Source organism: Lysinibacillus sp. BPa_S21 (assembly GCF_023337795.1).
Taxonomy (GTDB): Bacteria; Bacillota; Bacilli; order Bacillales_A; family Planococcaceae; genus Lysinibacillus.
The window spans coordinates 132,233-144,740 of sequence record NZ_JALIRS010000005.1; the positions used below are offsets into that span (position 1 = coordinate 132,233).

General features: G+C 36.0%; 14 protein-coding genes. 3 read left to right on the forward strand and 11 right to left on the reverse strand.

Going from position 1 to position 12,508, the window contains the following annotated elements:
* Positions 1-9 precede the first annotated feature (9 nt).
* Genes MOK21_RS12150 through MOK21_RS12160 form a run of 3 tightly spaced genes read right to left on the reverse strand, consistent with a single transcriptional unit; the run spans position 10 to position 3,453 of the window.
* Complete coding sequence (locus tag MOK21_RS12150; protein ID WP_374110155.1) at positions 10-906, reverse strand: ABC transporter permease; 897 nt, start codon at positions 904-906, stop codon at positions 10-12.
* 11 nt (positions 907-917) lie between these two features.
* The gene (locus MOK21_RS12155; RefSeq protein ID WP_249074233.1) at positions 918-1,868 is read right to left on the reverse strand and encodes an ABC transporter permease; all 951 of its coding nucleotides are present in this window, start codon (positions 1,866-1,868) and stop codon (positions 918-920) included.
* Positions 1,869-1,890: 22 nt separating this feature from the next.
* The gene (locus MOK21_RS12160; protein WP_249074234.1) at positions 1,891-3,453 is read right to left on the reverse strand and encodes an ABC transporter substrate-binding protein; all 1,563 of its coding nucleotides are present in this window, start codon (positions 3,451-3,453) and stop codon (positions 1,891-1,893) included.
* 233 nt (positions 3,454-3,686) lie between these two features.
* On the opposite strand from MOK21_RS12160, the gene MOK21_RS12165 reads away from it, so the two are divergent.
* Together MOK21_RS12165 and MOK21_RS12170 are read left to right on the forward strand one after the other, a co-directional pair.
* On the forward strand, positions 3,687-4,547 hold the full coding sequence (locus tag MOK21_RS12165; RefSeq protein WP_249074235.1) for a MurR/RpiR family transcriptional regulator: 861 nt from the start codon (positions 3,687-3,689) through the stop codon (positions 4,545-4,547).
* Positions 4,537-5,643: a M20 peptidase aminoacylase family protein gene (locus MOK21_RS12170; protein WP_249074236.1), complete on the forward strand. Its 1,107-nt coding sequence runs from the start codon at positions 4,537-4,539 to the stop codon at positions 5,641-5,643. Before MOK21_RS12165 ends, MOK21_RS12170 begins: the two co-directional genes overlap by 11 nt.
* Before the next feature lie 289 nt (positions 5,644-5,932).
* Here the strand turns inward: MOK21_RS12170 and MOK21_RS12175 are convergent, their stop codons facing one another.
* On the reverse strand, positions 5,933-6,505 hold the full coding sequence (locus MOK21_RS12175) for a helix-turn-helix domain-containing protein (RefSeq protein ID WP_249074237.1): 573 nt from the start codon (positions 6,503-6,505) through the stop codon (positions 5,933-5,935).
* 96 nt (positions 6,506-6,601) lie between these two features.
* On the opposite strand from MOK21_RS12175, the gene MOK21_RS12180 reads away from it, so the two are divergent.
* Complete coding sequence (locus MOK21_RS12180; protein ID WP_249074238.1) at positions 6,602-7,567, forward strand: DMT family transporter; 966 nt, start codon at positions 6,602-6,604, stop codon at positions 7,565-7,567.
* A gap of 98 nt (positions 7,568-7,665) precedes the next feature.
* Here MOK21_RS12180 and MOK21_RS12185 read toward each other — a convergent pair whose 3' ends face one another.
* The 7 genes from MOK21_RS12185 to MOK21_RS12215 all read right to left on the reverse strand — a co-directional run bounded on the left by MOK21_RS12185 (position 7,666) and on the right by MOK21_RS12215 (position 12,332).
* A complete protein-coding gene (locus tag MOK21_RS12185; protein WP_249074239.1) occupies positions 7,666-7,962 on the reverse strand; it encodes a hypothetical protein in 297 nt (98 codons plus the stop codon).
* Entirely contained in the window at positions 7,944-8,936 is a 993-nt protein-coding gene (locus MOK21_RS12190; protein ID WP_249074240.1) for an anti-sigma factor, read from the reverse strand. Before MOK21_RS12190 ends, MOK21_RS12185 begins: the two co-directional genes overlap by 19 nt.
* Entirely contained in the window at positions 8,929-9,417 is a 489-nt protein-coding gene (locus tag MOK21_RS12195; protein WP_249074241.1) for a sigma-70 family RNA polymerase sigma factor, read from the reverse strand. The genes MOK21_RS12190 and MOK21_RS12195 overlap by 8 nt, the downstream gene beginning before the upstream one ends.
* Before the next feature lie 389 nt (positions 9,418-9,806).
* A complete protein-coding gene (locus MOK21_RS12200) occupies positions 9,807-10,220 on the reverse strand; it encodes a DUF350 domain-containing protein (protein WP_249074242.1) in 414 nt (137 codons plus the stop codon).
* Positions 10,221-10,277: 57 nt separating this feature from the next.
* Entirely contained in the window at positions 10,278-11,543 is a 1,266-nt protein-coding gene (locus tag MOK21_RS12205) for a glutathionylspermidine synthase family protein (RefSeq protein WP_249074243.1), read from the reverse strand.
* 2 nt (positions 11,544-11,545) lie between these two features.
* On the reverse strand, positions 11,546-11,854 hold the full coding sequence (locus MOK21_RS12210; RefSeq protein WP_249074244.1) for a hypothetical protein: 309 nt from the start codon (positions 11,852-11,854) through the stop codon (positions 11,546-11,548).
* 16 nt (positions 11,855-11,870) lie between these two features.
* Positions 11,871-12,332 (reverse strand): hypothetical protein, encoded by a 462-nt coding sequence (locus MOK21_RS12215; protein ID WP_249074245.1) that lies wholly within the window; start codon positions 12,330-12,332, stop codon positions 11,871-11,873.
* Positions 12,333-12,508 lie beyond the last annotated feature (176 nt).

A 12,508-nucleotide genomic window follows, 5' to 3' on the forward strand; every position in this document is an offset into this window, starting at 1 on the left:
ACCCCCTTACTACTTCTTCGATTTATTATGCGGATCTAGCAAGTCTCGCAATCCATCACCAAATAGATTTAGTCCTAAAACTGTTAACATAATTGCAATACCTGGAAATATTGTCATCCACCATGCATTGAAAATAACCGTTTTGCCATCATATAATAAGTTGCCCCAACTCGGTTCAGGTGCAGGAATCCCGGCTCCTAAAAAGCTAAGTGCAGCCTCTACAATAATGGCATCTGCAAAAATAAAAGTAGCTTGAACAATTAATGGTGAAATGACATTCGGGAAAATATTCGACCAGATGATACGCGTGCTATTTGCCCCCTGTGCCCGCAATGCCTCCACATATGTTTGCTCCTTCACGATTAAAGCAGAGGAGCGAATAGTTCTTGCAACGAGTGGCGTAAATACAATCGTTAAAGCAATAATTACATTGATCAAATTTGCACCAAGTGATGCCATAATCGCAATCGCTAGTAGGATGGCTGGAAATGCCATAAGACCGTCAGAAGTTCGCATCAATAAACTATCAAGCTTTTTAAAATAAGCTGCGTATAATCCAATAATTGTCCCGAAAATAGAAGTTAACAATGCGACAGAAAAGCCAATGACTAATGAAACACGCGCTCCATACATAACACGACTAAATAAATCCCGACCGTAGTTATCTGTGCCAAAAAAGTGTTCAGCACTTGGTGGTAATAATCGATTCGCCGTATCTAATGTATATGGCGAAGTCGAGACGATAAACGGGGTCAAAATTGCAAACATCATTATCACGGACATAATAATGGTGCCTGTCAAAGCCAATTTGTTGCTAAAAAACTTCTTCCTAAATAGCGTTCGCTGTCTTTGCTTCATCTGCTTCTTAATGATTGACAGATCATTCATAAAATGTTCTTGACTCAATTTACTCCCCCCTATCTCTTCCCAACTCGTAAGCGTGGATCAACAATCCCATATAGTAGATCAATAACTAAATTGATAGTTACATAGCTAACGGCGATTAACAAAACAACTCCTTGAATTACTTCAAAGTCACGTCTTTCCACTGAGTTAATAATCAATTGACCAATACCTGGAATATTGAATACTGTTTCAACGACAGCTGCACCGGCTACTAAAGTTCCAAAAGTTTGACCGATAATCGTTAAGATTGGAATAAATGCATTTCGTAATGAATGTTTTATTGTAATGATAAATTCCTTTACCCCTTTTGCACGTGCTGTCTTAATGAAATTGGCTGATAAAACATCTAGCATCGAAGATCTTGTCATACGGGCAATAAGCGCAGCCTGCATTGAACCTAATGCAATGGCGGGTAAAATTAAATAGCGGATATGTACATCTAAACCCGCTGCTACCGGTTTATAGCCTGCAACAGGCAACCAGCGTAACTCCACTCCAAATAATAAAATTAAAAATAATCCTAGTAAAAAGCTTGGAACTGATATTCCAACAAGTGAAACGCCCATAAATGTTTGATCTAATAAAGATCCTCTGAACTTAGCTGAAAGCACGCCAAGTGGAATAGCTAGTACAATAGCAAACAATTGAGCCATAATAGCCAATGAAAACGTTGGACCTAAATGCTCCAAAAAAGCTGTTAATACGGGTTGTTTCATAAACAGTGATGTTCCTAAATCGCCCTTAAAAATATCTCCTACCCAAGTCACATATTGTTCCAAAATAGGACGGTTGAGGCCAAGCTCCTCCTGAAGCTTAGCCACCTCCTGAGGAGAGGCTTCAGGACCTAGCATAACTGAAGCTGGATCACCAGGCGTTATATGAACTAATAAAAAGACGACAACTGATACAACAAATAGTACAGGTATAAGTGACAGTATTCGTTTCAATATAAAGTTCAACACAAGCTCTTCCCCCCTAATGAAATTACTTCAAATTCCATAAAATGATCCCTTGCAAGAAATCATCGCCCTCAACGGACGCATCGTATGCTGTTACTGTCGTTTTGTTCCCAAATTTAATAATTGGTACATAATCATATACTTCAACCATTAAGTCACTGTAATAACCTGTCGCTTCTTCCTGTGTTGCAGCACCTGCAATTTTACCTAATAAATCATCAATTTTAGGGCTATTTGTCCAACCTGCCCATTCTCCTTTGGAATCCAAGAACACATATTTATTAGGTACAGGCTCTGTTGGAAAACCAGTAATGAAAATATCATATGCCTTTTCATCTGTACGTCGCTGCTGAACAGTTGGCCAATCATAAATATCAAGCTTCACTTTCATGCCAAGACTTTCTAATTGTTGTTGAACTACAACGGCTGCATTGTAATGGTCTTCATAATCGCGTGTTGATAAAATAACGATTTCTTCCCCATTATAGCCAGCTTGTTTTAGTAGAGCCTTTGCCTTTTCAGTATCCTTTTGATTGTATTGATCACTACCTGCATCTGTATACCAGTCTGTTTGATCTTTAATCATTAAATTATGTTCTAATTCATAAAATTCTGGGCTCGAAAACGCCGCCCTCAAAATTGCTTCTTGATCAAGCGCAGCATTTACAGCTTGACGCGCTTCCTTTTTGGCAAATAATCCTGCTCGCTTGTTAAATACAACCGCATTAAAGCCATTATGATTGATAGAAGTTTTAACAGTATCAGACGTTTTTAATTGCGCCACATTATCGAATGGGATCGCATTGGCTACTTGATATTCCCCTGTTTGAATGCCAGCAAAGCGCGTTGAAGCATCGCTTACAATATTAAAATAAATATTTTCATAATGCGCCTCTTTTTTCCCTGACAATCCACTCGCAGGACTATCCACAGCTACATAGTCATTAAATTTTTCCAAATGAATATATTGGTCATTTTTCCACTCTACGAATTTATATGGACCTGTCCCAATAAATTCTGTTAAACCCTCAGCTGTCGTTGAAGCATTTGCTTCTTCCGTTGTAATAATGGCGATTTGACTTGGATCTGCCAACAAATGGAGCGCAATAAATAGTCGCTTAGGCGTGACTAATCGCACGGTAGTATCATCCACTTTTTCAAATGTTGCATCCGCAAAATAAGTTTTTCCCAAACCTGTTGTTGTCATCCAGCGGTGCATAGATGCTACAACATCTTCGGCTGTAACATCATCATCATTATGGAATTTAACACCTTGTCTCAATTTAAATGTAATAACTTTACCATCTTCACTTTCTTCCACTGATTCCGCCAACATTGGCACAACCTTCGAATCTTTATCTAGTGTCACTAACGATTCATAGATATTACGAGCGACATCACGTGTAGCTACCGCAGTTGTCATCAATGGATCTAATGTTGGCGGCTGAGCATTATAAGCTATCTGTAATTCTGAATAATCTTTATTACTTTTTGCTCCTTTACCACCAGCACTATCATCTGAAGAACATGCTGCTAAGACGAAAAGCACACCCACAATCATTAAAAATAGCCAATTCGCTTTTTTCATGTCGATCCCCCCACAACTTTGTGATTTTCAATCTAAAAGTATTTGCTTTATTTGCAAATAATTTAAAGCGAATACTTCAACATATATTAAGCTAACAAATATTTTTTAAAAATTCAATTATTTTTTCAGAAAATATTGAAAATAAAATTTATTGTGAATATGATATAATAAAGTAAACACTTATTTTATTAAGAAAAAAAAGAGTTTCCTTCAAACTCAACGGAGGTATCAACTTGTACGCATATGAAACTAAAATCCAAGAAAAATTTGATGATTTATCCCCTACATTAAAACGTGTTGCATTATTTTTAAAAGAAAACCCGAAACTTTTTGCTTCAAATTCCGCGACGAAAATCGCCAATATGATTGGAGTCAGTGAAACGAGCGTGATTCGATTTGTTTATGCCCTCAATTATGGGAGTTTTACTGACCTACAAAATGAAGTACAGGATTCTATTTTTGATTTAAAAAATTCATTAATGAGCTTGTCGCAAACATTTACAGAACAAACGAATCATACAGGCATAGAAGAAGTTATGATTCGTGATCAAATCAATATAAAAAAAACGGCTGAAAATATAGACCCCGAAGTTTTTAAAACGGTGGTTAAGCGGATTGCTCTTGCAAGGGAGATTGTTGTATTAGGGAGTGGAGCCTCTTATGGTTTTGCACATTGGTTTAGCTTCACATTAAATACAATAAGAGGAAATAGTCGGATTTTAAATTTATATATGGATGATTTTTCTTACATTAATAACTTAGATGAGAATAGTGTCGTTGTTACCTTTTCTTTTAATCGTTATATGAAACATACACTTGAAATTACGCAAGAATTAAAGGAACGTGGCGTTTATGTGGTGGGTATTACAGATTCAGATATAGCTCCCATAACTCAAATTGCTGATTCTACCTTTGTTACTAAGATGTCCCATATGTCTACCATTGACTCTGGTCCTGTCATTTCCTCGTTATTGAATACAATCTTGAATCAAATGATTCAGGACTATCCAGAGCAATATGAAAGACAAAAGCAACAATATGAGACTACTTATAAAGACCTATTTTGGAATGAGGGATTACATCATGAAAATTAAGCAAGAACTATTACAACATTTTCGTTACTTACATGAAATTGCAGAAGTAAGCTGGCAAGAGGTGAATACAACACAATATTTGAAAGACGTTCTTAATGAGCTAGGCTATAAGGTGACTACTTTTAATGATTGTACAGGGCTTTATGCAGACCTTGGCCAAGGCCAGCCTATAGTAGCGGTCCGTGCAGATATTGATGCACTATGGCAGGAAGTCGATGGCCGTTTTAAAGCAAATCACTCATGTGGTCACGATGCCCATATGAGCATGGTTATCGGTGTGGCAAAATGTATGCAGCATGAAAATTTCAAAGGCACGCTACGTCTCATTTTTCAACCAGCAGAAGAAAAAGGCAATGGCGCTTTAAAAATGATTGAGAAAGGTGTTATACGGGATGTGGAATATCTATATGGCATCCACTTGCGACCAATCCAAGAGATCCCATTAGGTGTAGCGTCACCGGTTATTATACATGGCGCAGGGCAAATGATCGATGGACAGGTAAAAGGAGACGATAGTCATGGAGCACGCCCTCATTTAACAGTCAATGCTATAGATGCTATGACGATGATTAATGAACATTTAAATCAAATTCGCATGGATCCACAAATACCACATTCCATCAAAATGACCTATATTCGAGCTGGAGGCGACAGTCGTAATATCATCCCTGGGAATGGACAATTTGGACTAGATTTACGTGCACAAACGAATGAAGCTATGCAGGATCTGGTACAAAAATTTAAACAAATCATAAACGGTGTACGTACAACCACGGGTGCAACCATTCATTATGACATCGTGACAGCCATGCCTGCTGCTGTTCAAAACGAGCAAGCTATTCAATTTGCACATAAAGGCATTGCTGAAGTCATTGGCGAACAAAATATTATGCCTGCGCTCATCACCTCTGGTGGAGACGATTTTCATTTTTACACTATCAAGAAACCAGAATTAAAAGCAACGATGATTGGCCTAGGCTGCAACCTAGCTCCAGGTCTCCATCATCCATATATGAGCTTTAATACAGATGCCCTTGAAATCGGTACCAATATCTTAACTAAAACCGTGTTAGCCACTTTACGTGCTATACAATAGATTGCTAGTTTTAAGCGTAATTGGATACCGTGGCTAAATCATTTTGATGACCATAAAACAAGTATTTGATTCTACTCCCAGCTTAGAAGATTTTAAGATAAATTAAAAAGACAAGATAAGAAAAAAAATCCCGAATTAACATTCCATATTCGGGATTTTTCATAAATATAAAGTTACACCACCGTCAACTAGAACGATTGATTTTTGTCCACTGTTTGCTCCGCCAATACCGCCTTCGATCTCCAGCTTGGTTTCAAGCCCTCCGCATAGACTAGCGTGATTACTTATTTCAAGATAAGTATTTCATTGTTAAATGGAGGACTGCAACTTCATCTCCTGTGTTTTCATAGCTATGCTTTCGATTTGCTTCAAATTGAATAGAATCAAATTCGTTTAATGCATATATTTCTTGTCCAACTTGAATCGAAATTTCCCCTTTCATCACTGTTACATATTCGATAGCTCCTTCATGATGAGGTTCTGCCTCATATATACTATTCGGTTGCAAACAAGCACGATGCATTTCCAATCCTGTTTCTTTTTTGTAACGAAATATAGTCTCTAATCGCCACATTTGATTTTCTTCAATAGTAAATCCTTCCCCACAGCGTACAACATTTACTATATCTTCTATAGCCATTAGCCGTGACAACGGAATAGATAATCCTTTTGTAATCTTCCAAATGACACCTAATGTAGGATTCGTTTCTCCTCTCTCAATTTTTCCTAGCGTTAATTTACTAACACCCGTTATTTTCGCTAACTCTTCTAAACTTAGTTTCTGTTCATTTCGTATTTGTCGTAACAGTTGACCAACTTGCAGAATTACTTCTTTTGTTTGCATATCCTCTTGTTCTTTCATATGAACCCCACCTTTGATATACTATACTTTACTTTTTAATAAAATAAATATATTATGATATATATATATATATATATTCAGAAAGGAGCGAACGAAATGCGCGCTATCTTATTAGGTATTTTATCATCTGCGTTTTTTTCAGCTACATTTATTATAAACCGAATTATGAACGTATCAGGTACAAGCTGGGCTTGGACTGCTTCCTTCCGATTTTTATTCGCTTTACCCATTTTATTCTTTATCGTCCTATTTCGCAAAAACCTTCGCCCGCTATGGGTAGAAATGCGTAAACATCCTTTGGCATGGATTGGTTACGGTACATTAGCCGGTGTTGGATTTTATTCCTTATTAAGCTATGCTGCTGTATTTAGTCCTGCATGGCTCGTAGCAGGTACATGGCAAATAACCATTTTAGCGGGTTTGTTATTATCTCCGTTATTTTTTATTACACTGGAGACGAAGTCAGGCGTTAAACGAGTTCGCGGTAAAATTCCAATGCGAAGCTTACTTGTTTCCTTATTTATTTTAACGGGTGTCATTTGTATGCAATTGACAGAAGCTGGAGATATTACTGTTTCTCAATTTTTATCTGGCTTCCTCCCTGTAGTCATCGCTGCATTCTTATATCCATTCGGTAATCGAAAAATGATGGAGGTCGTTGCTGGTCGCCTAGATACATTTCAACGCGTGTTAGGCATGGCCATTGGTAGCCTTCCTATCAGTATTATTTTAGCGATTTATGGTTGGACTACAACTGGCATACCAACATCTGGGCAAATCATGCAAGGTTTCCTATTGGCATTATGTTCAGGTGTTATCGCCACAATGACATTTTTCTTCGCTACTGACTTAGCAAAAAATAACCTTTCTTTATTAGGGGCAGTGGAGGCAACACAAGCTGGAACAATGATATTTACTGTTCTTGGTGAAATCCTTTTATTAAATGGTTCTTGGCCTGTTGGAGTATCTTTAATCGGTATGATCATTATTATGATTGGAATGATAGCCAATAGTATTTTAAATCGTTCTGTTCCTATATCCAGACAAAAGAAAACAGCATAGTTTTACTTTCTCCAAGTAGCATTTTAGATTGTGTAAAATGCTACTTTTTTATGTTGTCATAGATTTATAGTTGTACTTCATGCTGTTGGAAAGTTTTTTTAAGGAAACGGAACTACTATCCATCCTATGATGAAAATAATTCCTGTAAATATCATGATAAATAAGACAACACTTAATCCCCATAGCCCTAATGAGCGACTTTTTTTAGAAAATAAAGCAATGACGCTTAAAGGCGCTGTCAGATACATTAACAAATAAAAGTTATTATTCGTTAAATCAATATTCGTTAATAGCGTAATATTAAGTAATAAAAGTAGACATAAGCCACCAATCACCCCAAACCATCCAGCTGTGACGAATCCTTTTTCAAATCGTTTTAACGTGACCAGTTCCATAATTTCACCTCACCTACTTTTAATGACCGTACAATATCCAGTTTTTCTAATGCAAGGACTTCCTTTTTCGGTCCTGTTACAACAACCCCATAAGTCTTTATGCCATGTTTATTCATGTAAGCAATACGCTCCGGCAATGCTAAATTTTTTGCGCTAGAAACCGCTGTCGCAAGTTCTTCGTGCTTTTCCATAGTTTTCAAAATAGCTTTAAACACTTCTTCATTTGACGTTGCATCTCGAAATGGTGACCAAGTGGAATTATCAGGTTGCACAGGATAGCCAATTGGTGAAACAACTTTACCATCTTTACTTAAATTGGTTTTATCAATACCGGTATCGACAGCAGCCCACACAACATCGACATTAGGCATTGTATCTTTAGCTTCTTTAACTGTCATAAGATCATTAAAAGAAATATAAGCTTCCACAACAGTTTCATCAGGTAAGCCGCCAAGGATCCTCCATTCTCGACCCGTATCCAGTTCCGAATTCCTGTTTTTAGGATGTATTAACCAAGGATTCGTTTCTGTTGGATGTTTTGGTGCTACTCTTTCTAGAGATGTTGTCACTTCTTTTTTAGATAAGCTACCAAGGAAAAAACGTAAATCATAAGTGTTCGCTTTATAGTCTTCCTCTCCTATACGCTTGTATTGATCAAAAGCAAGCTTCATTGAAAATGGCGAAAAGGACATATCAAACTCTATTTCTTCCAGTGATGTATTAGGTTCTGTAACGTAAAGCGTTTGACTTGCCACATCCATTAATGTTGTAGATTTTGTACCAAAGGCGTAATACATTAATGTCAACATATAACTAATTGGCGCAATCAATAATATCACCGTTAAAGTTGCAAAAATCAGCTTCGATTTCGACGTGAAAATTGTTCTTTTAATTGCTTTTTGATATTTACTTTGATCTTTTATATTTGCAATTTCTGCTTTGGAGCTAGCTATTAATTTTTCATAATCATCCATATTGTTGTCTCTCCTTTTCTATTAAGGCTCTCATCTTTTTTCGTCCACGTAATAAATGACTTTTGAGCGTATTTATTTTTAAATCTAAAATATTTGACGCCTGCTCATAAGTACAGTCATGCACATCACACAACATAATTGCCTGCTTTTCATAAGGCGATAATTGATCAAGTAAAGAAATTAACGAATGAAAGGATTCTTCATTTACCGCAATGGTTTCAGGTGTTATACATGTCGATTGTTCAAGATTATTTGTTAGGTCCACACGGCGCTCTTTTCTTATGTAATCGATATGTGTATAATAAGCTACTTTAAATAACCATGGCTTAATATCTTGGACTGTATTAGAAAGTAATGTAATGTGTGCTTTATAAAAAGTATCTTGCGTTAAATCCTCTGCTAATGTTTGGTTTTTGCATAAGGAATATAGATACCGATAGATATCGTTTATATAGCGTAAATAAAGCTGTTCAATGTCCATCTCTTCCCACCTTTCAATCTATCCTCGTTTTACAAATAGAAAAAGTTGCACTAATTTAGTTTTTTTGTATTTTTTAGTCAAGTATGTATTACAAAAATAAAGAAACGACACGATAATGTGAAGAGGTAAAATGGAAGTGCAAAAATTATATCAATAAAAAATGGGATGTTCTTATCGTCATTTGTAGACTTTGAGAACATCCCACGTAATCATTAGTTACGCAATATTTAATACTCTTATAGAGATTCTAATGAAAACTATATATGGCTAGCATATCGTTTTTTGCTTGCTCATTGTCCGGCTGATACCTTCAAACAAAGAAAGAGCATGTCTTTTCATTAATAAAAAACATGCTCTTTTTAATGTATTATTATAAATTTATTAAATACTTAATATGACAAACTTCCTGCTATAATTAATCCTACCGTAATGCCCACAGCAAATAAGCTGAAGCCCACTGCAGTATTTCCTTCTTCAACTTTTTTCGCCAAGCTTGTTTTTGGTGTTAACACGTATTCAATAATCAAATACACAACTATTTGTGTGGCAATTCCGATTAACCCCCAAATAAATGCATCTAGTATATGAACACTTGAAGACCACACTGTATATAAGGTGATGCCTAATCCAATCACTTTTCCCCATAGCTTTAATGCAACCGCTAAATTTCCTTCTTTAATTAATTTCCACTCTGAAAATTTTGTTGTACAAGCAAATGCAACAATACCAATCAAAATGAGAATAAATCCGGTTCCTATATATAATAAAAAATTTAAAAAACTATCTAATGAGAAAAATCCCATTCCTTTAAACACTCCTTTTATGATAACTTTAGTTTGATCCAATCTCTTAAAAATTTTCTAATAACCTATTGGTAAAAAATAAGATTCGTTATCTGTAATTTGTCCCCCTGCGCGAATGCCCATTGCACTTGCCTTACCATTTATATAAAAGCAACCATACATATAATGTACTCGTTTGGTGCCTCGTTCTGTTTGAATAGTAGTTTGAGGTAGCTCTATAAACTGTTGATATACAGGAAGTTCATCTTTATAGGTTTTATGAATATCTTCCGCAATTTTTTTACCTGTATTTGAAAAAATCTCGACAGTATCTCCTTCACGGCCAAATGCAGGCTTTTTTACAAAACTTTGTCCCTGTTGTAAAAACACATCTGGATCTAGATATGTTGGTAAAAAATATTTATGTATCGCGTTATGTTCTTCACGTGTATAAAAAGAATGCTGTTCCTCGTGTAGCCCCCAAATAAGCGCCATTATTGCCTTCGATTGTAGTAAAAAAGCAGAAGGAGGATTTACAATGGCTAAGTCTTGTTGTTTAACTAGCTTCATTAACGATTGACCTACTTTTTCTTTCGTCAAGGGATCTTCATCATATATTAAATGTTCAATTGGATACGTTTGTCTATATAAAACATCGATTTTTTCTCCGTATATATCATACAGACCTTGTGGTAAGACAACTTCTTCATTTTCTAAAATCGGCTTATCTAAAAGTTGTAATTGTTGAAAGTCCATATACTGACTTTTTAATCCAGTGAGTTCTTTTAAATACATCGTTGTCAGTTTATCTTCTTCATGCTCCGAGTGTGCAGCGAAAACAATATTGTTAGCTCCATTCCTTCCCCTCGAATGAAGCGACGACGTTACAGCTTTCAAAATTGCTTGTTTTAATTGATCTTCGTATCCGTCGTTTGGATTTTCCATCTCAAACTGTTTACACACTTTCCCATTCACAAAAAAAGTTTCTTTTATAAACGTAGGTGTATCTGCGTTTATTTCAAGCACTTTTACTTGTTCCTCTGTCACTACTAAATCTAAACGAGCGATGACACTTTCTACTGGAAGTGTTTGTAAACGGATGAAAGAGTGAGTTTCAGTGGGAAATCCAAGCCCCAAAAGTGTGTCATCATCTACCATACGCAACAAAGCAGCAGACTTATAAAAAATATGACCAATCTCGTCGGTTGCTTGACGGATCTTCTGGATCGTTTCAGCACTTTCTTTCTTAATATCAAAGAGGGCATATTCCATACCATATATATCATGCCAAAAATCTTTTATCTGGCTAAAAAACTGTTGCCGATCCTCACGGAATTTGTTCATCTTTACCCTCCAAAACCGCCTTTTGAACCACTACCTATACCTGATTTGTAATTCGATGCATAACTTTTGTAATCAGCACTTTCTTGTAACGAATTTTTTGATTTATAATAATTTCCTCCATAATAGTAACCCCCGGCATGTGTTGAATGACTATCATCGCAATAATACGTACCCGTCTCACTATCCCAATCCCAATCATCGCAATCCGTTCCAGTTGGCTCTTCATATCCCCTTTCGTCCCCACAAGCTGACAGTGTTACTAAAGCCGCAGCTGCTAATGCACCTGTCATCATTTTCTTTGTCTTATTCATTCTAAAAATCCTCTCCCTATGTTACAAGCGTATATCCTGTTGGCTTAACATATAAAACATATACGCCTCGGTCTTCATCAATTTCAGCTGAGTCCCGCTCCCATTCCTTGTCCTCGATATATGTATATATACTGCCGATAATACTTAAAATATCTAAATGATTCGCCATATATTCAAATGTTATAAGCGGATGATTTTTATAGGCATTTAATTCACGAAATTCTAGTTTAATACCTTCATTAAAGGGTTCATTCATGTCCATTGGAGTTTCTTCATACAATTTCACATAAATTACAAATAATCCATCCTCAATAGCAGAAGACAGTTGTTGATAAGTCTTCCCTTCTTTAATAAAAAATTCACATTCTCGTCTAGTTAAAATTTGTGGTAAATCAATATTAGTATAATAATAGATTGGTTCAAATATGTCTTTCTCTTTTTGCAAACGATATTCTAACATTGCACCTTCAAAATGCATAACACACTTCCCTTTATAAATATTGATAGCTATTCGAACCGCCATTTAAATGGCTAAAACTAACTATCGTATGTAGATCTTCTTATCCATAGCTCCTTATACTCTATACGACTGCGAATTATAATTAGTTTCATATTATTCTACTAAACTGAACTTACAGTTGTGTTAATTTAGGA

Bases quoted from the DNA above. Each gene is read 5' to 3' on its own strand.
- MOK21_RS12200 (WP_249074242.1), bottom strand. From the start codon at position 10,220: ATGGGATTTTTCTCATTAGATAGTTTTTTAAATTTTTTATTATATATA.
- MOK21_RS12205 (WP_249074243.1), bottom strand. From the start codon at position 11,543: ATGAACAAATTCCGTGAGGATCGGCAACAGTTTTTTAGCCAGATAAAA.
- MOK21_RS12160 (WP_249074234.1), bottom strand. From the start codon at position 3,453: ATGAAAAAAGCGAATTGGCTATTTTTAATGATTGTGGGTGTGCTTTTC.
- MOK21_RS12175 (WP_249074237.1), bottom strand. From the start codon at position 6,505: ATGAAAGAACAAGAGGATATGCAAACAAAAGAAGTAATTCTGCAAGTT.
- MOK21_RS12180 (WP_249074238.1), top strand. From the start codon at position 6,602: ATGCGCGCTATCTTATTAGGTATTTTATCATCTGCGTTTTTTTCAGCT.
- MOK21_RS12215 (WP_249074245.1), bottom strand. From the start codon at position 12,332: ATGCATTTTGAAGGTGCAATGTTAGAATATCGTTTGCAAAAAGAGAAA.
- MOK21_RS12190 (WP_249074240.1), bottom strand. From the start codon at position 8,936: ATGGATGATTATGAAAAATTAATAGCTAGCTCCAAAGCAGAAATTGCA.
- MOK21_RS12170 (WP_249074236.1), top strand. From the start codon at position 4,537: ATGAAAATTAAGCAAGAACTATTACAACATTTTCGTTACTTACATGAA.
- MOK21_RS12185 (WP_249074239.1), bottom strand. From the start codon at position 7,962: ATGGAACTGGTCACGTTAAAACGATTTGAAAAAGGATTCGTCACAGCT.
- MOK21_RS12195 (WP_249074241.1), bottom strand. From the start codon at position 9,417: ATGGACATTGAACAGCTTTATTTACGCTATATAAACGATATCTATCGG.
- MOK21_RS12210 (WP_249074244.1), bottom strand. From the start codon at position 11,854: ATGAATAAGACAAAGAAAATGATGACAGGTGCATTAGCAGCTGCGGCT.